This window comes from Micromonospora sp. C41 (assembly GCF_018070485.1).
GTDB classification, from domain to species: Bacteria; Actinomycetota; Actinomycetes; order Mycobacteriales; family Micromonosporaceae; genus Micromonospora; species Micromonospora chalcea.
In genome coordinates this window covers 82506-108876 of sequence record NZ_JAGPXP010000012.1, presented here as the reverse complement: position 1 = coordinate 108876, position 26371 = coordinate 82506, and the positions used below count along the sequence as shown (strand labels likewise).

Sequence of the window (26371 nt, the reverse complement as noted above, 5' to 3'; positions counted from 1 at the left end):
TCTCATGGCACTGCTCGAAGTGGACGACCTCTCCGTCACGTTCGCCCGGCGTGGGCAGCGCACCGTGCGCGCGGTGGACGGGGTGTCCTTCTCGGTCGACGCCGGCGAGGTGGTCGGCCTGGTCGGCGAGTCCGGCTGCGGCAAGAGCGTCACGTCGCTGGCGATCATGGGGCTGCTGCCCAAGCAGCCGGGCCTGCGGGTCGGCGGCAAGGCGGTCTTCGACGGCACCGACCTGCTCCAGCTCGACGACCGGTCCCGCCGCGACATCCGCGGCCGGGACGTGGCGATGATCTTCCAGGACCCGCTCTCCTCGCTGAACCCGGTCATCCCGATCGGGCTGCAGGTGACCGAGGTGCTGACCCGCCACCGGGGGATGAAGGGCGAGGCGGCCGCCAAGGAGGCCGCCGAGCTGCTCGACCGGGTGGGCATCCCGGACCCGCGCCGCCGGCTCAAGGAGTACCCGCACCAGCTCTCCGGCGGCATGCGGCAGCGGGCGCTGATCGCCATGGCGGTCGCCTGCCAGCCCCGGCTGCTGATCGCCGACGAGCCGACCACCGCGCTCGACGTCACCATCCAGGCGCAGATCCTGGAGTTGCTGAAGGACCTGGTCCGCGACTCCGGCACCGCGCTGGTGATGATCACCCACGACCTCGGCGTGGTGGCCGGCATGTGCGACACCATCAACGTGCTCTACGCCGGCCGGGTGGTGGAGACGGCCACCCGCCGTCCGCTCTTCCGCCAGCCCCGGCACCCGTACACCGAGGGGTTGCTCGCTTCGGTGCCCCGCCTGGACGCCGGCCGTGGCGAACGGCTCAACCCCATCCCCGGCTCGGTGCGCGACGTGCTGCCCTGGCCGGACGGCTGCGCGTTCGCCCCGCGCTGCGCCCGCCGTGTCGACGAGTGCGTGGGCGAGCCGCCGGAACTGGTGCTCACCCACGACGCGCGCAGCTACCGCTGCGTCAACCCGGTGCCGATCCCCGGCCTGACCCCGGAGGCGGAGGTCCGGGCCACCGCGCCGACGACCGCCGAGCCGGGTACGGTGCCGGCCCAGGCCGAGCCGGCCGACCCGCCCGCGGCGCCCGGTTTCGGACCGGCACCGCGCGAGGAGGAGACCCCATGAGCGACAACGACATCCTCGTCGAGGTCCGCGACCTGAAGGTGCACTTCCCGATCCGGCGGGGCGTGCTCTTCGACCGGACCGTCGGGCACGTCAAAGCCGTCGACGGGGTCGACCTGAGCATCCCGCGCGGCAAGACGTACGGGCTGGTGGGCGAGTCGGGCTGCGGCAAGTCCACGCTCGGCCGGGCGCTGCTGCAGCTCACCCCGCCGACCGCCGGCGAGGTGCAGTTCGACGGCGTCGAGCTGACCACGCTGCCGGCCGGCAAGCTGCGGACGATGCGCCGCCGGATGCAGATGATCTTCCAGGACCCGATGTCCAGCCTGGACCCCCGGCAGAACGTCGAGTCGATCCTCACCGAGGGCCTCCAGACCCACGGCATCGGCACCGACCGCAACGACCGGCGGCGGATCATCGGTGAGACGCTGGACGCGGTGGGACTGCCCAAGTGGGCGCTGTCCCGCTACCCGCACGAGTTCTCCGGCGGCCAGCGCCAGCGCATCGGCATCGCCCGCGCGCTCGTCCTCGGCCCGGAGCTGATCGTCGCCGACGAGCCGGTCTCCGCGCTCGACGTGTCGATCCAGGCGCAGGTGGTGAACCTGCTGGACGAACTCCAGGACAGCCTCGGCCTGACCTACCTGGTCATCGCGCACGACCTGGCGGTGGTGCGGCACATCTCCGACATCGTCGGCGTGATGTACCTGGGCGCGCTGGTCGAGGAGGCGCCGAGCGACCGGCTCTACACCGAGCCGCTGCACCCGTACACCCGGGCGCTGATGTCGGCGGTCCCGGTGCCGGACCCGGACGTGGAGGACCGGCGCGAGCGCATCCTGCTCGCCGGGGACCTGCCGTCGCCGGCCAACCCGCCGTCGGGTTGCCGGTTCCACACCCGCTGCCCGTGGGCGCAGCCGACCCGCTGCGCCGACGAGCGGCCGGAGCTGCGCCAGATCGGCGCCAGCCGGGTGGCCTGCCACTGGGCCGAGCAGATCGCCGCCGGTGAGCTGCGCCCGCACGAGGTGACCGCGAAGATCACCCGGCCGGAGGGCGAGGGTGAGGAGCCGGGCGTGGTCTCCGCGCCCAGCGAGCCCGGCTCGTACGTCTGATCCGACAAAGGCGCGTCCCCACCGGGCCGGGTGGGGACGCGCCTTTTGTCTGTCGGTCAGCCCTCGGGGCGGTTGAGCAGCCCCACCGCGATCGTGTGCACGGCGTCCAGCGCCGCCGGGTCGGCCAGCGGCGCGGAACCGCCGGTGACCGCGTACCACTCGTCGGCGTCCTTGTACTGCACCCGCAGCGTCACCCGGCCGTCGGCGTGCTCGGTGCGCAGCGTCAGCTCGCCGGTCACCACGCCCACCTCGTCGGTCATGACCCCGCCCGGACCGGGGACGATGTCGGTGGTCCGGTCCGCCGCTCCGGCCGGCGCGCCCCCGGCCGGCGCCCCCGGCACCGCGTCGGCGGTCATGCCCGCCCCGGCGACGTCCGCCGACTCCGGCTGCCGGCCGTCCGCCGTCATCCCGGCCGAGGCCGGACCGGCGGGTGCGGCGTCTGTCTCCGGCGTGCCCGCCGGGGCCGGTGTGGCGTCCGGCCCGGTCACGGTTTGCTCGCCCATGTGCAGCCCTCCAGCATGTCGGTGAGAGCGGCCTTCTCGGCACTTGTCACAGTCAGCCGCCAGTAGTGCTTGACCGTCACCCAGTCCGCCGCGTACTGACACCAGGACGACCGGTTCGGCGGCTTCCACTGGGACGGATCCTGGTCACCCTTTGCCCGGTTGGACCGCGCCGAAACCGCGATGAGCTGCGGCCGGGTCAGGTCGTTGGCGAAGTCGCCGCGCTTCGAGTCGTCCCACTCGTCCGCGCCCGACCGCCACGCGGCGGCCAGCGGCACCGTGTGGTCGATGTCCACGCCCGACGGATCGGTCAGCACCACCCCGTCGTAGACGCTCTCCCACCGGCCACCCACCACGTTGCAGCCGGACAGCTTGATGTCCTCGCCGTCGCGCTGCAGCACGCTGTCGCGTACGTCGCAGTTCTTGCCGGTGCCCCGCCAGTGCGGGAAGCGGGAACGGCTGTAGCCCTTCATCGACCCGGCGGTGGCCACTGTCAGCTCACCGAGCTGCTTGTTGACGTTCCCGGCGGCGCTCGGCGGCGCCTCCGGCTCGGTGACCGACACCTCGCAGCCGGCCACGCCGAGGGCGAGCACCGCGCTCAGCGCGGCCGCCAGCCCGGCTCGGGCTCCTGATCTCGTACGCACAGACGACACCTCTCCAGCTTGCGTGCTCCGGGCGAGTCCGCACAGTACCCGGCGGCGGTTTCTGCGATTCGTGGCGTCGAGGATGGGCGGCGGGCAGAGTGGTGAGACGTGACCGCACCCGCACCCGCTCCCGCCCTGCGTACCGGCTCCGCCGCCGGACGCGGCACGCTGCTCGCCGCGATCCTCGCCTCCGGCATGGTGTTCCTCGACAGCACTGTCGTCAACGTCGCGCTGCCGCGCCTCGGCGCGGAGCTGGACGCCACCGTCGCCGGTCTGCAGTGGACCGTGAACGGCTACCTGCTCATGCTTGCCGCGTTCGTGCTGCTCGGCGGCGCGCTCGGGGACCGGTTCGGGCGGCGGCGCATCTTCCTGCTCGGCGTGGTCTGGTTCGCGGTGGCGTCGGTGCTCTGCGGGCTCGCCCAGGACACCGGCTGGCTCATCGCCGCCCGGTTCCTCCAGGGCGCAGGCGGGGCGCTGCTCACCCCCGGGTCGCTGTCGGTGCTCCAGGCCAGCTTCCACCCGGACGACAGGGGCCGGGCCATCGGCACCTGGTCCGGACTGTCCGGCGTGTCCACAGCGCTCGGCCCGCTGCTCGGCGGCTGGCTCATCGACACGCTCTCCTGGCGGTGGATCTTCTTCGTCAACCTGCCGTTGGCCGTGGGCGTGGTGTTCGCCGCGCTGCGCTGGGTGCCGGAGAGCCGCGACGAGGCGGCGTCTCGTACCGGAAAGGGGCGGCGGTTCGACGTGGCCGGTGCGCTGCTCGGCGCGCTCGCGCTCGGCGGAGTCACGTACGCGCTGATCGACGCCCCGGCGCGCGGCGCCTCCCCGGCGGTGCTGGTCGCGGCAGTGCTCGGGGTGGTCGCCGTGGTGGTGTTCGTGCTGGTCGAGCGGCGGCGTGGCGACACCGCGATGCTGCCCACCGGGCTGTTCTCCAGCCGGCTGTTCTCCGTGCTGAACGTCTTCACCGTCGTGGTGTACGCCGCGCTCGGCGGGTTCACCTTCTTCCTCGCCGTCTACCTGCAGAACGTGGTCGGCTGGTCGGCGCTGCTCACCGGCCTGGCCACAGTGCCGATGACGGTGCTGCTGCTGGTCGGCTCGCCGCGCGCGGGCGCGCTGTCGGCCCGCATCGGCCCCCGGCTGCCGCTCACCGTCGGCCCGGTGATCGCCGCCGTGGGTCTGCTGCTGCTGCGCCGGGTCGGGCCTGGTGCGTCGTACTGGGTGGACGTGCTGCCGGGCGTGGCGCTGTTCGGCGCCGGGCTCACGCTCGTGGTCGCGCCGCTGACCACGTCGGTGCTCGGCGCGGTCTCGGACCGGTTCGCCGGGGTGGCGAGCGGCTTCAACAACGCCGCGTCCCGGGCCGGCGGCCTGCTCGCGGTGGCCGCGCTGCCGCTGCTGGTCGGGCTGTCGGGCACCGGGTACGAGCAGAAGGGCGCGCTCGCAGTCGCGTACCGGGGGGCGTTGGCGTGGTGCGCGGGGCTGCTGCTCGCCGGCGCGGTGCTAGCCGCCGTGCTGATCCACCGCCCCGGGCGGAAGCGTTAAGAAGGGCCCCCTCCTATGCAGAATGCGTTAAGAAGGGGCCCTTCCTTACACCTCAGGCGCGGGTGCGGTTCACCGCGCTCGTGACCGCCTTGATCGAGGCGGTGACGATGTTCGCGTCCACCCCGACGCCCCACACCGTACGGCCGTCCACCTCGCACTCCACGTACGCGGCGGCCTGCGCGTCCCCACCGGAGGACAGCGCGTGCTCGTGGTAGTCGAGCACCCGTACCGCCACGCCCAGGGACTGCAGCGCGTTGACGTACGCGTCGATCGGGCCGTTGCCGACGGAGGTCAGCGCGCGGGTCTCCCCGCCGAAGCCGACGCGGGCGTCGATCTCGACCTTGCCGTCGACGGTGCCGATGGTGTACTCGGCCAGCTTCACGGCCGGGTCGACCTGGTGGTCGACCAGGTAGTTGCGGGCGAAGATATCCCACATCGAGCCCGGCTCGACCTCGCCGCCGTCGTGGTCGGTGACCTGCTGCACCACGCCGGAGAACTCGATCTGGAGGCGGCGCGGCAGGTCGAGCTGGTGCTCGGTCTTCATGATGTACGCGACGCCGCCCTTGCCGGACTGCGAGTTGACCCGGATGACCGCCTCGTAGGTGCGGCCCAGGTCCTTCGGGTCGATCGGCAGGTAGGGCACCGCCCAGGTGAAGTCGTCCACCGGCACCCCGGCCGCCGCCGCGTCGGCGTTCAGCGCGGCGAAGCCCTTGTTGATCGCGTCCTGGTGGGAGCCGGAGAACGCGGTGTAGACCAGGTCGCCCGCGTACGGGTGGCGCTCGTGCACCGGCAGCTGGTTGCAGTACTCGACGGCGCGCTTGATCTCGTCGATGTTCGAGAAGTCGATCATCGGGTCGATGCCCTGGGAGAACATGTTCAGGCCCAGCGTCACCAGGTCGACGTTGCCGGTGCGCTCACCGTTGCCGAACAGGCAGCCCTCGATCCGGTCCGCGCCGGCCAGCAGGCCCAGCTCGGCGGCGGCCACGCCGGTGCCCCGGTCGTTGTGCGGGTGCAGGCTCAGCACCAGGCTGTCCCGCCGGGGCAGACGCCGGTGCATCCACTCGATCGAGTCGGCGTAGACGTTCGGCATCGCCATCTCGACCGTGGCCGGCAGGTTGATGATCAGCTTCCGGTCCGGCGTCGGGTCGATCACGTCGATCACCGCCGAGCAGACCTCCAGCGCGTACTCCAGCTCGGTGCCCGTGTACGACTCCGGCGAGTACTCGTAGTGGATGTCGGTGTCCGGGGTGTGGATCTCCGCGTACTTCTGGCACAGCCGCGCGCCCTGGGTGGCGATGTCGGTGATGCCGTCGCGGTCCAGGCCGAAGACCACCCGGCGCTGCAGCGTCGAGGTGGAGTTGTAGAAGTGCACGATGGCCCGGCGGGCGCCGCGCAGCGACTCGAAGGTCCGCTCGATCAGGTGCTCCCGGCACTGGGTCAGCACCTGGATGGTGACGTCCTCCGGGATCAGGTCCTGCTCGATCAGCTGCCGTACGAAGTCGTAGTCGGTCTGGCTCGCCGACGGGAAGCCGACCTCGATCTCCTTGTAGCCCATCTGCACCAGCAGCTGGAACATCCGCCGCTTGCGCTCGGGCGACATCGGGTCGATCAGCGCCTGGTTGCCGTCGCGGAGGTCGACTGCGCACCAGCGGGGCGCGGCCTCGACGCGGCGGGTGGGCCAGGAGCGGTCCGGCAGGTCGACGCCGAACTCACGGTCGTACGGGACGTAGCGGTGGACCGGCATCCGGCTGGGGCGCTGGCTGGCGAACGGATCGGTGGCGGTGACAGGTTGAGCCATCTCGGAGTGCTCCCTGGAACATGTGGCGTCAGCAGATCGGAAAGGTGTCGGCGGAATGCCGGGCGACGGTGCGCGGCGGTGCCGAGAAGAAGATCGGATGTGCTGGACGGCGCGTAGCGACTCCGCGACGAGGTGCCGGCCGGTCAGGCCTCGTCGCGGCAGCCAAGGAGAAGGTACGCGCGCCACATGACAAGGTCACCCTACGTGGTGGGACGTGCGGTGGGAAGGCTGGTCCGGACTATGGGACCAGAGTCACGGAGCCGGAGGGCTTCGCCACGTCCGGTAGCCGAGGTGTCCGTTCCGCCCGGGTCACCGCGGGCACGATCGCCAGTCCGACGAGGATGAAGATCGCCGAGGCCGGGTACCAGCCCCAGCCGCCGGTGCTCACGCCGAGCGCGGTCAGCCCGGCCGGAGCGATCAGGAACTGCAACTGGGAGCCGAGCCCGAACGCGCCGACGTACGCGCCGCGCTGGGCGGCGGGTGGCAGCGTGGCGGTGAGTCCCCAGGCGCCCGCCGACTCGATCAGCTCCGCCAGGATGAGCAGTGTCGCGGCGGCCACCAGCGCGACCACGGTGAGCGCTCCCCGGGTCGCGCCGGAAATCGGCAGGACCAGGCAGAACAGGGCGATCAAAACCGCGCCCCGACGGGACGCACGGGCCGCGCCCGGCGCGTCGTCCGCGCCCCGGCTGGCGCGTACCTGGAACAGCACGATCAGCACGGTGTTGAGCAGCACCAGCCCGGCGATGATCGTCTTCGGCGCGTCGGTGTGGGTGAGGATCCACAGCGGCATCACCGTCAGGTAGAGCGTCTGGTGCGCGGTGAGCAGCCCGGAGAGCAGCGCGACGGTCATGAACGGCCGGTCCCGCAGCACCGCCAGCCGGCTCATCGGCTCGGCCGTGCGGGTCACCTCCGGCAGTCGCGGCAGCCGGCGGACGAAACCGGCGGTCACCAGGAAGACCACGGCGATGAACCAGACCATCCCGCGGTACGCCCAGATCGTGTCGACGGCCAGCACCAGGCCGCTGATCAGCGCGCCGATCCCGAAGCCGACGTTCAGCGAGGAGCGCTGGTAGGCCATGGCGGTGACCCGTTCCTCCGGGCGCAGCACGTTGATCGAGTAGACCTGGCGGGCCACGCCGGTCGCCGCGCCCGTCACGGCCAGCGCGATCACCACCGCGAGGAACCCGGCGAAGCCGCCGACGAACGGGTACGCCGCGAACAGCGCCGCGTCCAGCAACAGGCAGACGATCCACACCCGCTGCGGCCCGTACCGGTCGGTGAGCCCGCCCAGCGGCACGGTGCCGAGCAGTGACGCGCCGGCGGCGAGGGAGAGGCCGAGACCCACCTGGGCCGGACTCAGCCCGAGCGCCCGGGTGAAGAACACGGCGCTGCCCGCCTGGAACAGTCCGGTGCCGACGGCGTAGACCATCGCCTGCACGGCCAGGGCGCGGGTCAGCCCGGCCGGTGGTACGACGTCGCGGACGGCGGTGCGGATGCTCTCTCTGGCCCCCATGACCGATGAGCAGATCGTGCCCCCCACGCGCCGGTCGAGCCTTTTAGGCTGAGGCGAATCGGGGGGTGCGCATGTCCGAGTTGCGGTTCACGCTGGCCGACGTCGCGGGCGTGCGATTCGGTGTGTCGCCGGCCAACGAGACGGTCATGAGCCTGTGGGCGCTCGCCGATCCGGCCCGCTATCCGGTGCACCTGCAGTGGATCGACCGGGCCCGGGCGACGCTGCGCCGCCCGGAGGTGGCCGAGCGGGTCGCTCCGCTGGTGCACCTCACCCTGCCGCGCCGCTGGCTGCCCGACTTCCTCACCCCGGCGGCCCGCCCCGGGGTGGAGATGGACGGCCAGCTCGACCAGATCGCCGCGACGCCGCCCGACGTGGTGGTCCGGGACCTGCTGGCGACCACGCCGAGCGGACCACTACGCCCGTTCGGGCGGGCGTTGCTCGCCGACCCGACCGAGCTGTTGCCGCCGCTCGTCGAGGCGATGCGGGTCTGGTACGACGAGGCGATCGCCCCGGACTGGCCGCGGATGCGAGCGGTGCTCCACGCCGACGTCGCGTACCGGGCGGCCCAGCTCGCCGAGGGCGGGACGGGGAATCTGTTCGAGCGGCTCCACCCCGGCCTGCGGTGGCTCGGCGACCGGGTGGTCAGCGACGACCCGTTCGAGCGGGACTTCGACCTGCGGGGGCGAGGGCTGGCGTTGAACCCGAGCGTGTTCAGCCGCCAGCGGGTGCTGTGGAACCTGCTGGAGGACTCGTTGCCGGCCGCGGCGTACCCGGTTCGGGCGGTCGGGACGCTGTGGGAACGCGGACCTGAACCGGCCGGCGACGCGCTCGCCCGGGTGGTCGGCGGCGGTCGGGCCGCCCTGCTGAACCTGCTCGACGCGGCGACGACCACCACGGACCTCGCCCGGCTCACCGGGCTGTCCGCCGGGAACGTGTCCCAGCACCTCTCCGCGCTGCACGCCGCCGGTCTCGTCACCCGGTCCCGCGCCGGGCGGCACGTGCTCTACCGCAACACCGAGGTCGGTGCCGCGTTGCTCCGCGCCGCGCGTGGCGGCTGAGCGGAACGCGTCATGGCGCTCCCGGGCTCGGGGCGTCCCGGCTCACCGGCTCGCCGTCGGTCACCGCGCCGGCCAGTTCGACGGTGCCCGGCGCGGCGCCGGGCTCGCCGGTCAGCGTCAGCGTGCCGAAGCCGGCCCGGACCGCCGCCGGTGTGCCGTCCTCCCGGAAGCAGTAGATGCCCACGTCCAACGGCGCGTTCAGCGAGGCGGAGGTCGTGTCGACCGAGTAGCACCGGCCGGTGACGCCGGGCAGCGGCGCGGCGGGGGAGACAGCGAGCGGCGCGCGCCTGTCGGTCAGCACCTCCAGCCAGTCGGTGAACGGGTGCTGCACCCGGGGGTCCAGCCGGCGGGGCACCGCGTCGTCGGCGTCGCCGAGCCGGACACAGCTGGCCGCCTGCGTCCAGCCGGCCGAGGGCAGCGCGCACTGGAACAGCCCGTCGGAGGTGGCGGCGAGCGAGACGTCCACCGTCCCGTCCCGCCCCCAGCCGGGCACGTCGACCCGCCAGCTGCCGTCGTTGGCGCTGGTCACCGCCACCGTGCGGGGAGCGCCTTCGGCCGGGGTGAAGGAGTACGCGGCGGTGTGGTGCCGGTCCTGCGCGGCGGCGGCCAGCCCGGCCAGCTCGTCGCGGGCGGCGTCCACCTGCACCGGCACCGGGTCGGCGGAGCCGGTGGGCGCCGTTTCGGGCCGGTCGTTCACACAGGCGGCCAGCAGCGTCGGCAGGATGAGCGCGAGCGCGCCGGTCGCCCGGCGGGCCGCGCGTCGATGAGCGTGCACCGGCTCATTCTGCGTCGTCCGGGCGGCCGCGGACAGCCCACCGTACGGCTGTACCGCTTGGCGTGTCGCGTACTCCGGGGCTGGTGAGCCGCCCCACGCCGGGGCCGGATGGTGGGATCACCCGACCCGGCGTCGCGGGCCGCCCGATAGGCTGAGGCGGTCTGACACGCGCCGCCGGACCGAGAGACCCGGCGGCGTCGGCACGCTCAGGGTCGTCGCTGGGAGGGAGTGCACCGTCGTGGCACTCGTGGTGCAGAAGTACGGCGGGTCCTCCGTCGCCAACGCCGAGCGGATCAAGCGGGTGGCCGAGCGCATCGTGGCCGCGCGCAAGGCCGGCGACGACGTGGTCGTGGTGGTGTCCGCCATGGGCGACACCACCGACGAGCTGCTCGACCTCGCCAACCAGGTCAGCCCGCTGCCGCCCGGCCGCGAGCTGGACATGCTGCTCACCGCCGGGGAGCGGATCTCCATGGCGCTGCTCGCCATGGCCATCCACAACCTGGGGTACGAGGCCCGCTCGTTCACCGGTTCCCAGGCGGGCGTGATCACCACATCGGTGCACGGCCGGGCCCGGATCATCGACGTGACCCCGGGGCGGCTCAAGGGCGCGCTGGACGAGGGCGCGGTGGTCATCGTCGCCGGCTTCCAGGGCGTCTCGCAGGACACCAAGGACGTCACCACACTCGGGCGGGGCGGCTCGGACACCACCGCAGTGGCGCTCGCCGCCGCGCTGGAGGCGGACGTCTGCGAGATCTACACCGATGTGGACGGCATCTTCACCGCTGACCCGCGGATCGTGCCGAACGCCCGGCACATCACCCGGATCACCTACGAGGAGATGCTGGAGCTGGCCGCCTGCGGCGCGAAGGTGCTGCATCTGCGCAGCGTCGAGTACGCGCGGCGCGCGGGCTTGCCGATCCACGTCCGTTCGTCATACTCGACCAACACCGGCACGATGGTCACCGGATCGATGGAGGACCTTCCTGTGGAACAGGCACTGATCACCGGGGTCGCCCACGACCGCAGCGAAGCGAAGATCACGATCGTCGGCGTGCCCGACGAGCCGGGCGCCGCCGCGCGCATCTTCGACACGGTCGCCGGCGCGGAGATCAACATCGACATGATCGTGCAGAACGTGTCCACCGAGGGCACCGGCCGCACCGACATCTCGTTCACGCTGCCCAAGGCGGACGGCCCGACCGCGATGACCGCGCTCAGCAAGATCCAGGAGACGGTCAAGTTCAAGGGCCTGCTCTACGACGACCACGTCGGCAAGGTCAGCCTGATCGGCGCCGGCATGCGCTCGCACCCGGGCGTGGCCGCCGGCTTCTTCGCCGCCCTCGGCGCGGCCGGCGTCAACATCGAGATGATCTCCACCTCGGAGATCCGGGTCTCCGTGGTCTGCCGCGACACCGACCTGGACAAGGCGGTCCGCGCCATCCACGACGCCTTCGAGCTGGGTGGTGACACCGAAGCCGTCGTCTACGCCGGCACCGGGCGGTAACGCGCCGTGGCGTCGCTGCCCACCCTCGCCGTGGTCGGGGCGACAGGTGCCGTCGGTACGGTGATGTGCCAGATCCTCTCCTCCCGGCGCAACGTGTGGGGCGAGATCCGGCTGCTCGCCTCCGAGCGGTCGGCCGGCCGGCGCGTGCAGTGCCGGGGCGAGGAGCTGACCGTCCAGGCCCTCACCGCGGACGCTCTCGACGGCGTCGACGTGGCCATGTTCGACGTGCCGGACGACGTGTCGGCGCAGTGGGCCCCGGTCGCCGTCGCGCGCGGCGCGGTGGTGGTCGACAACTCCGGCGCGTTCCGGATGGACCGCGACGTGCCGCTCGTCGTCCCCGAGATCAACCCCGACCAGGTACGCAACCGACCCCGGGGCATCATCGCCAACGCCAACTGCACCACGCTGGCCATGATCGTGGCGATCGCCCCGCTGCACCGCGCGTACGGCCTGCGCGAGCTGGTGCTCGCGTCGTACCAGGCGGTGTCCGGGGCCGGGCAGGCCGGCGTGGACGCGCTGCACCTGCAGCTCGGCAAGATCGCCGGGGACCGGGCGCTCGGCTCCCGCGCCGGTGACGTGCGCCAGGCCGTCGGCGACGAGCTGGGTCCGTTCCCGGCGCCGCTGGCGCTCAACGTCGTACCGTGGGCGGGCTCGCTCGCAGACGACGGCTGGTCGTCGGAGGAGTTGAAGCTCCGCAACGAGTCCCGCAAGATCCTCGGGCTGCCCGATCTCAAGGTCTCCGCCACCTGCGTACGGGTGCCGGTGGTGACCGGTCACTCGGTCGCCGTGCACGCGGTCTTCGCCACCGAGGTGGACGCCGAGGAAGCCCGCGAGGTGCTGCGCAACGCGCCGGGCGTGATCCTGGTCGACGACCCGGCGTCCGGGGAGTTCCCGATGCCGATCGACGCGGTCGGCACCGACCCGTCCTGGGTGGGCCGCATCCGCCGCGCGGTGGACGACCCGAGAGCCCTCGACCTCTTCGTGACCGGCGACAACCTCCGCAAGGGCGCCGCCCTGAACACGGCCCAGATCGCCGAACTCCTCGCCAGGGAACTCACCGCCTAGCCCCGTCGATCTTGCACTTCGCGCCTTGGCATAAGGGGTAAATGCCCCGTGCTTCGGGCCGCAAGTGCAAGATCGCGGGATCGCGGGGGACAAGGTGGGTCAGGCGGCGGAGAGGTGGACTCCGTCTCGGCCGTGGCGCTTGACCGCGTAGAGGGCCTGGTCGGCTCGGTGCAGGGTGCGTTCGGGGGACTCGCCGGGCCGCGGCAGCGCGATGCCGACGCTGATCGTCCGGCCGGTACGGCGGGCCGCCTCGGTGAGCCGCTCCGCGATCCGGACCGCCTCCTCCGGGCGGCTCACCTCGATCACCGCCACGAACTCGTCCCCGCCGGTCCGGTACAGCTCGTCGCCCTGGCGCAGCGCGCCCTCCAGTGCCCGGGCCAGCCCCACCAGCAACCGGTCGCCGGCCTGGTGGCCGTACGTGTCGTTGACGTCCTTGAACCCGTCCACGTCGATCGCCAGCAGGGCGGTACGCCCCGGCGTGGCGGTGGCGATCCGCTGCCCGAACGAGCCGGTGTGCCGTAGCCCGGTGAGCGGGTCGGAGCTGGCCTGCTCGCGCAGCCGGGCGAGCGTACGCAGCCGGTCCAGGCAGGTCCACGCCTGCCCGGCGAGCAGTTCGATCAGGTTGACAGTGGTCGGGTCGGGGCGCAGGCGCTGCTCGTCGGCGACCAGCAGCACGCCGCCGGCAGCCGGCGTGCCGACCGGCACCGCCACCAGTGTGCGCGCGCCCGCCCGGGTCAGCGGCAGGTACTCCTCGGTGGGCGGGTGCCCCGCCTCGCCCAGCGTGTACGCCGAGCCGTACCGGTGGGCCCGGTCGATCATGCGGTCCAGCGCGGCCGGGCCGGCCTCGGCCAGCTCGGCGCGGATGCGTGCCTCCAACTCGCCGGGGGTGTCGGTGGGCGCGCCGAGGCGTGGGCCGCTCCGCCCGGTGAGGACCAGCACGGCGGCGGAGAGCGCCGACACGTCCCGGGCCGCGGCGAGCGCGGCGGTCATCAGGTCCCAGTCGGTCGGGGCGGCGGTGAACGCGGCGGCGTGCCGGAGCAGCTTCTCGCTGCGGCTCTCGGCCGGTGACCCGCCGAGCGCGGCGATCCGCCCGCCGAGGCGGTCGGCCACCAGTTCGGCGGTCTCCCGCCACGCCGCGAGCGGGACGGGCTCGCACCACTGCAGGTCGAGCACGCCGATGGGCCGGCCGTCCGGGTCACGTACCGGAACGCAGAGTTCGGCGGTGACGTCCGGCCGGACCGGCAGGTAGTCGGGGTCGGCGCTCACGTCGGGCACGACGGCGGTCACCCCGGAGGCGTACACCCGCCGCACCACCGAGGGTTCGGGTCGGTGGCGGGCGGGCGCGTCGGCGGTCGCCGGGACGTGCGAGAAGACCTGCCACGCGCCGGTGGCGGCGACGCAGCGCAGACGGTCGTGGACCCGGAGCAGGACGGCGGCGGTCGCCGGGGTGTGCCGGGCGAGCGCGGCGACCGTCCACTGGCACGCCTCCGGGACGGTGGACGCCGTGGGGAGGCGCACCGTGACGTCGCGGAGTACTCGCTCGTGATCCACGTCGTTCCTGCTCGGAGGGGGTAGGTCGCGATCAAGCGTACTCAGCGCGACCGTCACCGACCTTCGTACACATGTGCTATCCACAGGCTGTGGACGCAGCCTGTGGGCGGGATCGGGCCTGCGCGGGGAGGGCGCGCGGCGATAGCGTGAGGGCCCGGGCACCCCGAGGAGGCGGCCGATGCTCATCGCCCAGCTCAGCGACCCGCACGTGACCACCGGCCCGCTCGCGGCCGACCCGGCGTCCGGGCTGCACCGGGCGCTCGGCACGGTGCTCGCGCTGCGTCCCCGGCCCGACTGCGTGGTGATCACCGGCGACCTGACCGCCAACGGCCGGCCGGACGAATACCTCGCCCTGCGCGAGATCGTCGGCGCGTTCCCGCTACCGGTGCACCTGGCCACCGGCAACCACGACGACCGCGAGTCGCTGCTCGACACGTTCGGCGGCACCCCCTACCTGGCCGGCGGCTTCTCGGCGCACTACCACGTCGACCTGCCGGACGCGACGCTCGTGGTGCTCGACTCGCTCACCCCGGGCAGCACCGGCGGCCGGCTCGGCGACGAGCAGCTCGCCTGGCTCGACGGGGTGCTCGGCGGGCGTACCGACGCGCCCGCCGTCGTGTGCCTGCACCATCCGCCGGTCGCGGTCGGCGTACCGGGCATGGACGCGATGGGCCTCGCGGACGCCGACGCGCTCGCCGCCGTGGTCGGCCGGCACCCCCATGTCGTACGCGTCGCCGCGGGGCACCTGCACCGCCAGGTGACAAGCGCGTTCGCCGGTACGGTGCTGACCGTCGCGCCGAGCACGTGGATCCAGGTGAGCCTGAGTATGTCCGACGAGGAGGAGCCGGGGTTCGTCGCCGAGCCGACGGCCTTCCTGCTGCACCTGGTCGCCGACGGCGGCTGCGTGACACACACCGTCCAGGTCAGCCACGCCGCCGGGCGCACCTGCTGGTTCTGACGGCGACGCCGATGCTCTGGTACGTCGCGTACGGCTCGAACCTGCACGCCGCCCGGCTCGACTGGTACCTGCGTGGCGGACGCCCACCCGGCGGGCTGCGCACGTACCCCGGCTGCCGGGACTGCCGGCCACCGCGCCGGACCGTCCCGGCGCTGATCCCCGGCGGGGTCTATTTCGCGGGCGAGTCGCGGGCCTGGACCGGCGGCATGGCGTTCTACGACCCGCAGCTGCCCGGCCGGGCGGCGGCGCGCGGCTACCTGGTGACCGTCGAGCAGTTCGCCGACATCGCGGTGCAGGAGATGTACCGGCCGCCGGGCGCCGACCTGGCCGGTATCCGCGCGGCGGTCGAGACCGGGCGGGCGAGGCTCGGGCCGGGCCGCTACGAGACGCTGCTGCGGGTCGGCGTCCGCGAAGGGCTGCCGATGCTCACGTTCACCGCGCCGCACCGCGCGGTGGAGGTGCCGTGGACCCGGCCCGCTCCGCTCTATCTCGGGATGCTGGCGCGCGGTCTGCGGGAGGCGCACGGCTGGGACACCGCGCGGATCGTCGGCTACCTGGCGGGCCGTCCGGGAGTCGCCGGGCGGTGGAACCGGCGGGCGTTGCGCGGGCTCGTCGCCGCCACCCACAGCCGGCTTTCGAACCGGCTCTCCGGGGCTTCGGTCGAATTCGGACAGTCCGTTGCGGATGTCGATCCGTCAGACGTGAACGACCGTTCGGCTCGCGATGGGTGTCCGCCAGGCGCTGATTCCGGCGAGGACGGTTGCCAGCGCAAGGAATTGCGCGTGACATGAGCGTCGGCGCCGGCTCCCTGTCCCTGGGAGCCGGCGCCCTTCACGACGCGGGCATCGACAGCGAGCGCCGCGCGGAAATTCACCAGACCGTCATGTCCGACTCGTCCGGCGGACCGGTACGGGTCTCCCACCACGTCGACGATTCCGAATGCCACCCCGGTCGACCTGAGGCCCGGTGGATGAGAAGCTACCCCCGAGCGGGGGTGGCGTTCCCCGATTGCCGCCTTCCACGATCGACCCCTGTCATGGCACGGACCAGGGCCACCGGGCGAACCATCGTCCGGACACCAGCATCGGTATCTCACGAGGAGTTCCATGTCCGTCACCGGGATGCGACGCCGGGCCGTAGTCGGCCTGGCCGCACTCGCCGCGACCGCGTTCACCGCTGTCGCCGTCACCCCCGACCAGGCCGAGGCGCGCCCGAAGCCGGTCGACGTCCAGCTGCTCGCGATCAACGACTTCCACGGCAACCTGGAGCCGCCGAGCGGGTCCAGCGGCACCATCGACGGCCAGCCGGCCGGTGGCGCGGAATACCTGGCCAGCCACCTGAAGTCGATGCGCGCCGAGGCCAAGAAGCAGGGCAAGGGCACCGTCACTGTCGCCGCCGGTGACCTGATCGGCGCCTCGCCGCTGCTGTCCGCCGCGTTCCACGACGAGCCGACCATCGAGGAGATGAACCTCGCCGGGCTGGAGTTCGCGAGCGTCGGCAACCACGAGTTCGACGAGGGCGCGGCCGAGCTGCTGCGCATGCAGCGCGGCGGCTGCCACCCGGTGGACGGCTGCGCCGACGGCACCCCGTTCGGCGGCGCCAAGTTCAAGTACCTCTCGGCGAACGCGTTCAAGACCTCCACCGGCCTGCCGCTGATGCAGCCGTTCGGCATCAAGATCGTCAAGGGTGTGCCGATCGGCTTCATCGGGATGACCCTGGAGGGCACCCCGAACATCGTCAGCCAGCAGGGCGTCGCCGGCCTGCGGTTCAGCGACGAGGCCGACACCGCCAACAAGTACGCCAAGATCCTGCGCCTGCTCGGCGTCAAGAGCATCGTCGTGCTGCTGCACGAGGGCGGCGTGCAGAACGGCGGCGGCATCAACGACTGCACCGGGTTCAGCGGCCCGATCGTCGACATCGCCAACCGGATGGACCCGTCCATCGACGTGATCGTCAGCGGGCACACCCACGCCGCGTACAACTGCAACATCAACGGCAAGCTGGTCACCAGCGCCAGCTCGTTCGGCCGCCTGGTCACCCAGATCGACCTGAAGATCGACCCGCGTACCCGCGACGTGGTGAGCGCGTCCGCGAACAACGTGGTGGTCACCCGGGACGTGGCGCCGGACAAGCCCTCGACCGACCTGATCAACCGGTACAAGACCGCGCTCGGCCCGGTGGCCGACCGGGTCGTCGGCGAGACCACCGCGGCGATCACCAAGACCCAGGAGAACCTGTACCAGACCGGGGTCGACGTCAACGGCAAGCCGACGTACCAGACCGGTGAGTCGCCGCTGGGCAACGTGATCGCCGACGCGCAGCTCGCCGCGACCGACACCGAGCAGAACGCGGTCGCCGCGTTCATGAACCCCGGTGGCGTACGCGCCGACCTCGACGCCGGCCCGGTCACCTACGCCGAGGCGTTCACCGTGCAGCCGTTCGCCAACAACCTGGTGACGCTCGACCTGACCGGCGCGCAGCTCTACTGCATGCTGGAGCAGCAGTTCACAGTGGCGCGCGTGCTCTACGCGTCCTCGACCGTCAACTACGTCGTGGACGTCGACGGCACCACCGCGCCGGCCGGCACGCCGTGCGCCGGCACCCGGGTGGTCCGGGGCAGCCTCACCATCAACGGCACCCCGGTGACGGACACCGCCACCTACCGGGTCACCGTGAACAACTTCCTCGCCGGTGGCGGTGACGGCTTCAGCGTCCTGACCGGCGGCACCAACGCGGTGACCGGCCAGATCGACCTGGACGCCTTCACCGCGTACCTGACCGAGAAGTCGCCGGTCTCCCCGCCGGCGCTGGACCGGATCCGCACCACCACCGAGGTCGCCGCCGGCTGACCGCCGACCGCACCGCCGACGGGCCCCGGAGCGAATGCTGCGGGGCCCGTTCGCGTGTCAGGCCGCCGGGGACGTGTCCCGGGTCAGGTCGCCCGCGCGGGCTCGGGCTCCGGCGTCTCGGCGGCCGTCAGGCGGCCGTCCTGCGCGGCGGTGAGCAGCGGACGCAGCGACAGCGCGAGCAGCGAGGCGGCCAGGCAGCCGCCCACCACGACCGCCACCCAGACCCGGCCGTTCGCCGCGCCGATCAGCGGCCCGGCGGTCACCGGGCCGACCACACCGCTGATCCCGAAGATCATCGAGCTCATCGCGTTGTACCGGCCACGCAGCTCGTCGGTGGCGAGCGCGTTCGTGAGCGCGGGCATGACCGGAGACAGCATCGTCTCGCCGAACCCGAAGATCGCCGAGCAGGCCACCACGCCGAGCGCCGCGAGCAGCGCGTTGCCGCTGCCCACCACGCCGGCCGCGCCGAGCACCAGCCACGCGCCGGCGAACACCGCGCCGACGGTGGCCAGGGCACGGGTACGGCTGCGCCCCTCCAGCCGCCGGATCACCAGCAGCTGGGAGAGCACGATCATGACGGTGTTCGCGGCGAGCGCCCACGCCACCACGCGCGGCGTCACCTCGACCACCCGCACCGAGTACGCCGCGAAGCCCACCTCGATCTGCGCGTACCCGCAGGTGGTGAGCACCAGGCCGAAGATGACCAGGCGGCGGAACGGCCGGTCCCGCAGCACCGTGAGGTAGCCGCCGGTCCTCCGATCGGCGGCCTTCGCCCCCGTGGCCGCGACCGGCCGGCGCCCCACGTGCGGCAGCGTCAGCAGGATCAGCGCCGGCGTCAGGTAGCTCACCGCGTCCAGCAGGTAGATCACCTCGAACGTGACCGGACGGGCCACGTCGACCACCGCGCCGGAGATCAGGCCGCCCGTGCCGATACCGAGGTTGAGCAGCGCGAAGTTGAGCCCGAAGACGCGCTGCCGCTCGCCGTCGTCGGTGAGCGAGGCGAGGATCGTGTTCTGCCCGGCCCAGATCGCCGAGCTGCCGACGGCGATGAGCGTCATCACGCCGAACGCCGAGGCGGTCGAGTCGACGAGCGCCAGTGAGCCGACGCCGATCGCCTCGATCACCAGGCAGGGCAACACGACCCGGCGCGCGCCGAAGCGGTCGATGAACGTGCCGGCCAGCGGCGAGAGCGCCAGCGTGACAGCGCCGAACCAGCCGATCACCAGCCCGGCCCGGGTGTCGGTCAGGCCGCGTACGTCGGTGAGGTAGATGAACAGGAACGGCAGGGTGAGGCCGCGACCGACCGCGGAGAACAGGGTGCCGAGCAGGATCCGGCGGGCTTCGGGACGGGCGGGCAGGGCGCGGCGCAGCATGGCAGGGATTCTGTGCTTCGGGTACGACTCTCGCGACCCGTTTACCCCTTACACACGCGGTCGCTGGGCCGGAAGGTGAGCGAACACACGTGCTCTGCCATGCTGACCCGGTGACGACGACCTGGCGGCACCTGCCCGCACCGGCCCGCGAGATCGCCGAGACGGCCACCGACGCGGTGGGCGCCGCGCAGGCCCGCGACGCCGAGGCGTACGCCCCGGCCGTCGAGCGGCTGGCCACCGCCGACCGGTCCGGGCTGGTGCTCGGCGGTGTGGTCCGGCTGCTGCTGGAGGAGGGCCATCCGGACGGGCTGGACGGCGACGACGTACGCCAGGTGCTGGAACAGTGCGTCCGGTCGGCGGCGGCCTGGTGGCCCGACGTCGACCCGCACGTGCTGCTGGTGCTGCTGGCCGGGGCGCTCGGCGTCTACGACCCCGGTGACGACGACAATCCGCCCGGCCCGGCAGCGGTCGCCCGGCACGCGCCGCTGCTCGTGGCCGACCTGCTGGCGGTCACCGGACGACCGTTCGCCGAGTACCTGACCGCCGCGTTCGCCGAGGTGGCGCGCACGGAGACGCACGACTGACGGGCCCGTTGGCCGGCGGCTCACCGGCCGGCGGCTGGCGCGTCGGTTTACGGGCCCGCGGCTGGCGCGTCGGCCTACGGGCTCGCGGCCAGGAAGACGAACGCGGCGAGCAGCACCAGGTGCACGCCACCCTGGAGCACTGTGGCCCGGCCCGGCACGACGGTGAGCACCGCTGTCACAGCGGTCAGCGCCAGCAGCGTCATCTGGGTGCCGCCCAGGCCCAGCATCAGCGGCCCGTCCAGCCAGATCGAGGCGATCGCGATGGCCGGGATGGTCAGGCCGATGCTGGCCATGGCCGAGCCGAGCGCGAGGTTGAGGCTGATCTGCACGCGGTCCCGCCGGGCCGCCCGGGCGGCGGCGAGCGTCTCCGGCAGCAGCACCAGCAGCGCGATGACCACGCCGACGAACGCCTGCGGCAGGTTCGCCGCGCTGACCGCGGTCTCGATCGCCGGGGAGATCGTCTTCGCGTCGCCGACCACCGCGACGAGCGCCACCACCAGCAGGGCCAGGCTGGCCAGGGCGGTACGTGTGGACGGCGGCTCGGCGTGGCCGTCGCCGGTCTTGTCCTCGGCGAGGATGCTGCCCTCCTGGGTGACCGGGAGGAAGTAGTCGCGGTGCCGGCCGGTCTGCACCATCACGAACAGCAGATAGAGGGCCAGCGAGGCGACCGCCGCGAAGGCGAGCTGGGCGGGGGAGAACTCCGGGCCCGGCCGGCTCGTGGTGAACGTCGGCACCACCATGCTGAGCGTGGCGAGCGTCGCCACCGTCGCCAGCGCCCCTCCGGTGCCCTCCGGATTGAACACCGCCACCTGCCGGCGCAGCGCGCCGAGCAGCAGCGACAGGCCGAGGATGCCGTTGCAGGTGATCATGACGGCGGCGAAGACGGTGTCCCGCGCCAGCGCCTGCGTCTTGTCCCCACCGCTGATCATCAGCGTGACGATCAGACCGACTTCGATCACGGTGACCGCCACCGCCAGCACGAGCGAGCCGTACGGCTCACCGACCTTGTGCGCCACCACCTCGGCGTGGTGTACGGCCGCCAGCACAGCCGCCGCGAGCAGGGCCGCCACCACGAAGATGAGCGGGCCGGGCAGCTCCCGTCCCCAGGTCATCACGAGCACGAGCACGGCGACCAGGGGCGCGACGGTGGTCCAATCGGTCAGGCGGGATCGGATCATCGGCGGCATGCGCATAACTTTGCCAGGCGGCAGGGTCGACGCCGCGTGGCGGGGTGGCTTCGGGCAGTCCTGTCGATCTATTCGGTCGAGGCCGGTTGCTCCACATGGGTGGGCAGGTCACGGAGGTCCGCGATCACCGGTCCGATCCAGCCGGGATCGGTGTCCTGGTGCTCGGTGGTCCGCAGCACCGTCATGCCGACCGCCGCCGCGCCGGCCAGTTCGCCGTCCGCACCGTCGCCCACGTAGACGCATTCCGCCGGCGCGACGCCCAGGCGCTGCGCGGCGGTGCGGTAGATCGCCGGGTCCGGCTTGGCCAGCCCGACCGCGCTGGAGAAGACCGCGACGTCGAAGCGCCGGGCGAGTGGGCCGGCCGCCCACGCCTCGGCGGTCTCGGAAGTGGCATTGCTGATCAGGGCCAGCCGGTGGCCGCGCTCGCGCAGCGCGTCGAGCACGTCCAGGGTGCCGACCGGGACGCGGCCCAACACGCGGCGGGCCAGCGCACGCCGATGCGCGGCGGCGCGGCTTACCTGCTCGTCCGTCGGCGAGCCGCCGAGGCGTTCGGCGAGGATGCGGACGGTCTCCTCCGCGCTCCACCGGACGAGCCGGTCCCGCCAGGTCGCGTGGTACGCGGCGACGAGCGCCGCCGGAGCCACCCCGACCAGGAGCGCCATCTCGCCGACCACCCGGTCCCGCTCGTCGTCGGCGCCGTGGACCAGGGTGTGGAAGAGGTCGAAGACGACCGGCCGTGGCATGCCGGGATCCTACTGCGAGGGTGATCACGGTTGGGGAAACGCAGAGGGCACATCCGATGGATCGGATGTGCCCTCTTACCTCTGGTCGGGGTGGCCGGATTCGAACCGACGACCTCTTCGTCCCGAACGAAGCGCGCTACCAAGCTGCGCCACACCCCGAGGCGTGCCGACAAATAGTAGCCCACCCGCCCGCACGGTCAAACTCGGTACCCCCCGCTCCGCGCGGGCGGCAGATCTTGGTACGAACCGGCCCTCGGAGGGGCGGGCGCGTACCAAGATCTGCCGGGAAGCGGGGACGCCGGGCGGCGGGGTCAGCGGGAGATCAGCGTGAGGATGCTGGCCTCGGGGGGGCAGGCGAAGCGGATGGGGGCGGTGGGGTGGGTGCCGAGGCCGGCGGAGACGTGCAGCCACGAGTCCGAGCCGGGCCAGCGGTGCAGTCCGCGCGCCATCGAGCGGGGCAGCCCGCAGTTGGTGACCAGCGCGCCGTACCCGGGCACGCACACCTGGCCGCCGTGGGTGTGCCCGGCGAGCAGCAGGCCGAAGCCGTCGGCCGCCATCCGGTCCAGCACCGCGGGCTCGGGGGAGTGGGACAGCGCGATCGACAGCGCCGCGTCGCCGCTGACCGGGCCGGCCACGGCGTCGTAGTCGTCCCGTTCGATGTGCGGGTCGTCCACGCCGACCAGCTCGATCTCCCGCCCGCCGGCCTTGAGCGAGGTGCGTGCGTTGTTCATGTCGACCCAGCCGGCGCCGGTGAGGATGTCGCGTAGTTCCTCGTACGGCAGGGGCGTGCCCTCGGTGTACTCCCGGTCGGGCAGGAAGTAGGTGAAGGGGTTCTTCAGGACCGGGCCGGTGTAGTCGTTGGAGCCGAAGACGAACGCGCCGGGCAGGTCGAGCAGCGGTTGCAGCGCGCGCAGCACGCCCGGCACCGACTCCGGGTGGGCCATGTTGTCGCCGGTGACCACGACCAGGTCCGGGTCGAGCGCGGCCAGCGAGGCCACCCAGTCCTGCTTGCGCCGCTGGGCGGGCATCATGTGCAGGTCCGAGAGGTGCAGCACCCGCAGCGGTTCGGCGTCGGTCGGGAGCACCGGCACGTCGTACCGGCGCAGGGTGAACATGTTGCGCTCGATGAGCGACGCGTACGCGAGGGTGGCCGCCCCGGCGGCGACGGTTCCGGCCGCGAGACGGAATAGTGTGCGCTTTCGCATGGCGTTCAGGGTAGTTTCACCGTCCATGAGCACGCTGAAGGACCGTCTCACCGCCGACATGCGCGCCGCCCTGAAGGCGCGCGACGAGCTGACCACCTCCACGCTTCGCATGGCCCTCGCGGCCGTGGGCAACGCCGAGGTGGCCGGCCGGGAAAAGCGCGAGCTCAGCGACGACGAGGTGCTCGCGGTGCTGGCCAAGGAGGCGAAGAAGCGCCGCGAGGCGGCAGTGGCGTTCGCCGACGCCGGGCGCGCCGAGCAGGCCGGCAAGGAGACCGCCGAGGGTGAGGTGCTGGAGCGCTACCTGCCCAAGCAGCTCTCCGACGAGGAACTGGCCGAGCTGGTCTCGGGGGCGCTCGCCGCGGGCGGCTTCACCGGCAAGGCGCAGATGGGCCCGGCCATGAAGGCCGCCCAGACCGCGGTGGCCGGCCGGGCCGAGGGGGGCCGGGTGGCCGCCGAGGTACGCCGCCAGCTGGGCCTCTGACCGTCCCGTAGACACAAGAAGAAGCGACGGCCACCCCCTTCACGGAGGTGGCCGTCGCTTCGTCTGGGATCAGTTCCCCGGTCGTCCTGGTCGGCCGTTACCCGGTCCGCCCGGGCCACCTGGTCGGTCCGGCGTCGCGGTGCCGCCTTGGTCCGAGTCGCCCTTGCCGGAGCTGACCTCGATCATGACGACGCCGCCCTTGATGGTGCGCCCGTTCGGGCTGGTGCCGGCCGCGGTGCCCGCCGGGCAGTCCGACGCCACCTTGTTGCTGGAGACCACCGGTTCGAAGCCGGCGCCCTTGAGCCGGGACTTCGCGCTCTCGATGGACGCGCACTTCACATCCGGGATGGACCGCTGGTCACCCAGGACGATCTTGCCGCTGGGCGGGGTGAAGTTCTTCCGGTCCTTGCCCTTCATGGCGTCCCGTAGCGTCTCGTAGACCGCCGGGTTGATGCCGGTGGGCACGTCGTGGCCCATCTTCTGGTTGGTCTGCGGCCAGTCCGGGTCGGCCATGATGCCGGCGACCGCGTACTGCTTGGTCATGGCGACCAGCGAGGAGGTCTTCTCCGAGTCGGTGGTGCCGGACTTGCCGGCCACCGGCGCGTCGACGATGTTGCGGACGTTGCCGGCGGTGGCGGTGCCGCACTTCGTGGTCGAGGAGCGGTCACCCACCGGGCAGCGGGCGGCGTCCACGGCGGCCCGGGCCACCTCGGTGCTGACCCGCTGCTCGCAGCGCGGGTTCGCGACGTCGAGCTTCTCGCCCTCCGGGCCGCGGATCTCCTGCACCGGGATCGGCTCGCAGTACTTGCCGTCGGCGCCGAGCGTCGCGTACGCGTTCGCCAGCTCCAGCGGGGTGGTCTGCGAGACGCCGAGGCTGAACGCGCCCCACTGGTGCGGGTTGGCGGCAAGTTGCGCGTCGCTCGACGAGCGGAACGAGATGCCGAGCTTCTGCGCCGCCTTCACCACGTTCTCCGCGCCGACCCGCTGCTGCAGGTCGATGAAGAACGTGTTGACCGAGAAGCCGAAGCCGCTCCACATGTTGTGCATGCCGGCCATCGAGGCGTTGGCGTTCTTCGGGCAGTACTTGTTGGTGCCCGGGCAGGCGGCCGGCGAGTTGAACTCGACCGGGTAGTTCGACTTGAACACCGGCTGCGCGTTGATCGGGTAGCTGAGCGGGTAGCCCTTCTCCAGCGCGGCCACCAGCGTGAAGATCTTGAAGGTCGAGCCCGCCTGGTAGCCGGCGATGCCGGGGCCACCGGTGATCAGCGGGTTCACCGTGTTGGGGTAGTTGCCCCGGATCTTCTTCTTGGCCTTCGCCGGGTCGCTGGAGATCTTGTTCTGCGGGTCGTCCGGGTCGTCGAGCTTGAAGTTGCGGTTGACGGCGACGGCGCGTACCCGGCCGGTGCCGGGCTCGACGGCGGCCACCATCCGGGCCGCCTTGCTGCTCTCGCCCAGGTTCTTGCGGACGGCCTTGTCAGCGGCCTTCTGCGCCTGCACGTCGAGCGTGGAGATGATGGTGTAGCCGCCGCTCTTGAGCCGCCGCTCACGGTCGTACGAGGTGGCGCCGAACGTCTCCTGCTGCAGCCACCAGCGGTAGAGGTAGTCGCAGAAGAAGCCCCAGGAGCGGGTGGTGGTCTGGGTGCAGCCGTTCGGGGTGCGCTTGCCCTTGACGACGAGCTTGATCTTCTTGGCGGCGTCCGCCTCCTGCTGGGTGATCGCCCCGATCTGCACCATGTTGTCGATGACGTAGTCGCGTCGGCCGACCGCCTCGGGGTAGCCCGCGGGGGTGGTCGGGTCGAACGCGGTGGGCGCCTTCACCATGCCGGCGAGCATGGCCGACTCCTGGATGTCCAGCTTGCTCGGCGGCTTGTTGAAGTAGACCTGGCTGGCCGCCCAGATGCCGTACGCGCCGTTGCCGAACGCGGCGATGTTCAGGTAGCGCTCCAGGATCTCGTCCTTGGAGAGCTCCTTGTCGATCTGCAGCGCCAGGCTCATCTCGCGCAGCTTGCGGGCGCTGGTGTCCTCGGTGGCGGCGACCACGTCGGCCGGGTGGGTGGCCGAGTAGGAGATGGCCAGCCGGACGTACTGCATGGTCAGCGTCGACGCGCCCTGCCGGGAGGAGCCGGCGGACTGGTTGTTGACGAACGCCCGTGCCACACCGTTGAGGTCCACGCCGTTGTGCTTGTAGAAGTCGTGGTCCTCGGCCGCGATGATGGACTTCTGCATGTGCGGCGAGATGTCCTTGAGCTTGACGTCCTTGCGGTTCTCGTCGTACATCGTGGCCAGCACGGTCTTGCCGTCGGACGCGAGCAGCTTGGTCATCTGCGGCGACCGGGCGACTGTGAGCTCCTTGGGCAGCGCGCCGAATGTCTCCGAGCCGGCCTTCGCGGCCAGTCCGGTCATCGCCACCGCGGGGAAGGCCGCCGCAGCGACCACCACTCCGGCCAACAGGCCGCAGATCAGCAGCGATGCGGCGTTGGTCAGCACGTTGTGGTCACGTTTCCGCATCCAGGTCACCTCGACAGGGTACGCGAGCAGGGATCGGCGGGCGCGCGGGGAACTTTCCCCATTTCCTGCATGCGCCGGCCTCGTTGTGCTAAACGCACGAGCCCTGGTCCTGGGTTGCGTGAGATCCGGCGGAAGTCTCTCTGAAACCCGGGAGGGGCGCAGCGTTTTCACGTACCCGGGCGGGGTAGACGCCGGGCGAAAGCCCGGGAAGCCGGGAGTGTCCGGAATGATGGATTTCGCCGACAACGTTGCGTAATCGGGCGACTACACAGCATGATGGTGGCGGCGAAGGCAGCCGTGCGTCGTTCGTGCCGCC

22 protein-coding genes and 1 tRNA gene are annotated in these 26371 nt (G+C 72.3%); 11 read left to right on the top strand and 12 right to left on the bottom strand.

Going from position 1 to position 26371, the window contains the following annotated elements; all coding sequences use genetic code 11:
- The first annotated feature begins 4 nt into the window (after positions 1 to 4).
- Positions 5 to 1120, top strand: coding sequence for an ABC transporter ATP-binding protein (locus KBX43_RS15495; RefSeq protein WP_069089551.1), 1116 nt, complete (start codon positions 5 to 7; stop codon positions 1118 to 1120).
- The gene (locus KBX43_RS15490; RefSeq protein ID WP_104114937.1) at positions 1117 to 2220 is read left to right on the top strand and encodes an ABC transporter ATP-binding protein; all 1104 of its coding nucleotides are present in this window, start codon (positions 1117 to 1119) and stop codon (positions 2218 to 2220) included. The genes KBX43_RS15495 and KBX43_RS15490 overlap by 4 nt, the downstream gene beginning before the upstream one ends.
- A 56-nt stretch (positions 2221 to 2276) precedes the next feature.
- Here KBX43_RS15490 and KBX43_RS15485 read toward each other — a convergent pair whose 3' ends face one another.
- The gene (locus tag KBX43_RS15485; protein ID WP_187693158.1) at positions 2277 to 2723 is read right to left on the bottom strand and encodes a hypothetical protein; all 447 of its coding nucleotides are present in this window, start codon (positions 2721 to 2723) and stop codon (positions 2277 to 2279) included.
- The gene (locus KBX43_RS15480; protein WP_069089554.1) at positions 2705 to 3364 is read right to left on the bottom strand and encodes an HNH endonuclease family protein; all 660 of its coding nucleotides are present in this window, start codon (positions 3362 to 3364) and stop codon (positions 2705 to 2707) included. Before KBX43_RS15480 ends, KBX43_RS15485 begins: the two co-directional genes overlap by 19 nt.
- Before the next feature lie 108 nt (positions 3365 to 3472).
- Here KBX43_RS15480 and KBX43_RS15475 point away from each other — a divergent pair, with 108 nt between their 5' ends.
- Complete coding sequence (locus tag KBX43_RS15475) at positions 3473 to 4903, top strand: MFS transporter (protein WP_209963606.1); 1431 nt, start codon at positions 3473 to 3475, stop codon at positions 4901 to 4903.
- Positions 4904 to 4955: 52 nt separating this feature from the next.
- On the opposite strand, the gene leuA is transcribed toward KBX43_RS15475, so the two are convergent.
- Both leuA and KBX43_RS15465 read right to left on the bottom strand, forming a co-directional pair.
- Positions 4956 to 6701, bottom strand: a complete 1746-nt coding sequence (leuA, locus tag KBX43_RS15470; protein WP_043327846.1) for a 2-isopropylmalate synthase — start codon at positions 6699 to 6701, stop codon at positions 4956 to 4958.
- Between the two features lie 238 nt (positions 6702 to 6939).
- A complete protein-coding gene (locus KBX43_RS15465; protein ID WP_051611334.1) occupies positions 6940 to 8214 on the bottom strand; it encodes an MFS transporter in 1275 nt (424 codons plus the stop codon).
- Between the two features lie 71 nt (positions 8215 to 8285).
- Here KBX43_RS15465 and KBX43_RS15460 point away from each other — a divergent pair, with 71 nt between their 5' ends.
- Entirely contained in the window at positions 8286 to 9272 is a 987-nt protein-coding gene (locus tag KBX43_RS15460; protein ID WP_043327847.1) for a DUF5937 family protein, read from the top strand.
- A 10-nt stretch (positions 9273 to 9282) separates the two neighbouring features.
- On the opposite strand, the gene KBX43_RS15455 is transcribed toward KBX43_RS15460, so the two are convergent.
- Complete coding sequence (locus KBX43_RS15455) at positions 9283 to 10047, bottom strand: hypothetical protein (protein WP_051611336.1); 765 nt, start codon at positions 10045 to 10047, stop codon at positions 9283 to 9285.
- A 238-nt stretch (positions 10048 to 10285) separates the two neighbouring features.
- On the opposite strand from KBX43_RS15455, the gene KBX43_RS15450 reads away from it, so the two are divergent.
- Together KBX43_RS15450 and KBX43_RS15445 are read left to right on the top strand one after the other, a co-directional pair.
- Positions 10286 to 11551, top strand: coding sequence for an aspartate kinase (locus KBX43_RS15450; RefSeq protein WP_030502103.1), 1266 nt, complete (start codon positions 10286 to 10288; stop codon positions 11549 to 11551).
- A gap of 6 nt (positions 11552 to 11557) precedes the next feature.
- Positions 11558 to 12616, top strand: coding sequence for an aspartate-semialdehyde dehydrogenase (locus tag KBX43_RS15445; protein ID WP_043327848.1), 1059 nt, complete (start codon positions 11558 to 11560; stop codon positions 12614 to 12616).
- Positions 12617 to 12715: 99 nt separating this feature from the next.
- Here the strand turns inward: KBX43_RS15445 and KBX43_RS15440 are convergent, their stop codons facing one another.
- Positions 12716 to 14167 (bottom strand): diguanylate cyclase domain-containing protein, encoded by a 1452-nt coding sequence (locus KBX43_RS15440; RefSeq protein ID WP_043327849.1) that lies wholly within the window; start codon positions 14165 to 14167, stop codon positions 12716 to 12718.
- A 178-nt stretch (positions 14168 to 14345) separates the two neighbouring features.
- On the opposite strand from KBX43_RS15440, the gene KBX43_RS15435 reads away from it, so the two are divergent.
- From KBX43_RS15435 to KBX43_RS15425, 3 genes are all read left to right on the top strand, one after another.
- Positions 14346 to 15125 (top strand): phosphodiesterase, encoded by a 780-nt coding sequence (locus tag KBX43_RS15435; RefSeq protein WP_043327850.1) that lies wholly within the window; start codon positions 14346 to 14348, stop codon positions 15123 to 15125.
- Between the two features lie 11 nt (positions 15126 to 15136).
- On the top strand, positions 15137 to 15916 hold the full coding sequence (locus KBX43_RS15430; protein ID WP_245254836.1) for a histone deacetylase: 780 nt from the start codon (positions 15137 to 15139) through the stop codon (positions 15914 to 15916).
- Positions 15917 to 16231: 315 nt separating this feature from the next.
- Complete coding sequence (locus tag KBX43_RS15425) at positions 16232 to 17974, top strand: bifunctional UDP-sugar hydrolase/5'-nucleotidase (RefSeq protein WP_043327851.1); 1743 nt, start codon at positions 16232 to 16234, stop codon at positions 17972 to 17974.
- Positions 17975 to 18057: 83 nt separating this feature from the next.
- On the opposite strand, the gene KBX43_RS15420 is transcribed toward KBX43_RS15425, so the two are convergent.
- Complete coding sequence (locus KBX43_RS15420; protein ID WP_104114929.1) at positions 18058 to 19347, bottom strand: MFS transporter; 1290 nt, start codon at positions 19345 to 19347, stop codon at positions 18058 to 18060.
- A gap of 110 nt (positions 19348 to 19457) precedes the next feature.
- On the opposite strand from KBX43_RS15420, the gene KBX43_RS15415 reads away from it, so the two are divergent.
- Positions 19458 to 19931 (top strand): hypothetical protein, encoded by a 474-nt coding sequence (locus KBX43_RS15415; protein WP_223201289.1) that lies wholly within the window; start codon positions 19458 to 19460, stop codon positions 19929 to 19931.
- A gap of 74 nt (positions 19932 to 20005) precedes the next feature.
- Here KBX43_RS15415 and KBX43_RS15410 read toward each other — a convergent pair whose 3' ends face one another.
- The 4 genes from KBX43_RS15410 to KBX43_RS15395 form a co-directional block, all read right to left on the bottom strand.
- Positions 20006 to 21109, bottom strand: coding sequence for a calcium:proton antiporter (locus KBX43_RS15410; protein WP_043330855.1), 1104 nt, complete (start codon positions 21107 to 21109; stop codon positions 20006 to 20008).
- A 77-nt stretch (positions 21110 to 21186) separates the two neighbouring features.
- Positions 21187 to 21861, bottom strand: a complete 675-nt coding sequence (locus tag KBX43_RS15405) for an HAD family hydrolase (protein WP_210872670.1) — start codon at positions 21859 to 21861, stop codon at positions 21187 to 21189.
- 82 nt (positions 21862 to 21943) lie between these two features.
- Positions 21944 to 22020, bottom strand: a tRNA-Pro gene (locus tag KBX43_RS15400).
- Between the two features lie 152 nt (positions 22021 to 22172).
- On the bottom strand, positions 22173 to 23066 hold the full coding sequence (locus KBX43_RS15395) for a metallophosphoesterase (RefSeq protein WP_043327854.1): 894 nt from the start codon (positions 23064 to 23066) through the stop codon (positions 22173 to 22175).
- Between the two features lie 25 nt (positions 23067 to 23091).
- Here KBX43_RS15395 and KBX43_RS15390 point away from each other — a divergent pair, with 25 nt between their 5' ends.
- Complete coding sequence (locus KBX43_RS15390) at positions 23092 to 23547, top strand: GatB/YqeY domain-containing protein (protein ID WP_064446806.1); 456 nt, start codon at positions 23092 to 23094, stop codon at positions 23545 to 23547.
- A gap of 69 nt (positions 23548 to 23616) precedes the next feature.
- Here the strand turns inward: KBX43_RS15390 and KBX43_RS15385 are convergent, their stop codons facing one another.
- Positions 23617 to 26055: a transglycosylase domain-containing protein gene (locus KBX43_RS15385; protein WP_210885046.1), complete on the bottom strand. Its 2439-nt coding sequence runs from the start codon at positions 26053 to 26055 to the stop codon at positions 23617 to 23619.
- Between the last annotated feature and the right edge of the window lie 316 nt (positions 26056 to 26371).

Excerpts from the sequence above, each read along its gene's own strand:
- KBX43_RS15495 (WP_069089551.1), top strand. The coding sequence starts at position 5 with ATGGCACTGCTCGAAGTGGACGACCTCTCCGTCACGTTCGCCCGGCGT.
- KBX43_RS15490 (WP_104114937.1), top strand. The coding sequence starts at position 1,117 with ATGAGCGACAACGACATCCTCGTCGAGGTCCGCGACCTGAAGGTGCAC.
- KBX43_RS15485 (WP_187693158.1), bottom strand. The coding sequence starts at position 2,723 with ATGGGCGAGCAAACCGTGACCGGGCCGGACGCCACACCGGCCCCGGCG.
- leuA (WP_043327846.1), bottom strand. The coding sequence starts at position 6,701 with ATGGCTCAACCTGTCACCGCCACCGATCCGTTCGCCAGCCAGCGCCCC.
- KBX43_RS15465 (WP_051611334.1), bottom strand. The coding sequence starts at position 8,214 with ATGGGGGCCAGAGAGAGCATCCGCACCGCCGTCCGCGACGTCGTACCA.
- KBX43_RS15460 (WP_043327847.1), top strand. The coding sequence starts at position 8,286 with ATGTCCGAGTTGCGGTTCACGCTGGCCGACGTCGCGGGCGTGCGATTC.
- KBX43_RS15435 (WP_043327850.1), top strand. The coding sequence starts at position 14,346 with ATGCTCATCGCCCAGCTCAGCGACCCGCACGTGACCACCGGCCCGCTC.
- KBX43_RS15430 (WP_245254836.1), top strand. The coding sequence starts at position 15,137 with ATGCTCTGGTACGTCGCGTACGGCTCGAACCTGCACGCCGCCCGGCTC.
- KBX43_RS15425 (WP_043327851.1), top strand. The coding sequence starts at position 16,232 with ATGTCCGTCACCGGGATGCGACGCCGGGCCGTAGTCGGCCTGGCCGCA.
- KBX43_RS15420 (WP_104114929.1), bottom strand. The coding sequence starts at position 19,347 with ATGCTGCGCCGCGCCCTGCCCGCCCGTCCCGAAGCCCGCCGGATCCTG.
- KBX43_RS15410 (WP_043330855.1), bottom strand. The coding sequence starts at position 21,109 with ATGATCCGATCCCGCCTGACCGATTGGACCACCGTCGCGCCCCTGGTC.
- KBX43_RS15405 (WP_210872670.1), bottom strand. The coding sequence starts at position 21,861 with ATGCCACGGCCGGTCGTCTTCGACCTCTTCCACACCCTGGTCCACGGC.
- KBX43_RS15395 (WP_043327854.1), bottom strand. The coding sequence starts at position 23,066 with ATGCGAAAGCGCACACTATTCCGTCTCGCGGCCGGAACCGTCGCCGCC.
- KBX43_RS15390 (WP_064446806.1), top strand. The coding sequence starts at position 23,092 with ATGAGCACGCTGAAGGACCGTCTCACCGCCGACATGCGCGCCGCCCTG.
- KBX43_RS15385 (WP_210885046.1), bottom strand. The coding sequence starts at position 26,055 with ATGCGGAAACGTGACCACAACGTGCTGACCAACGCCGCATCGCTGCTG.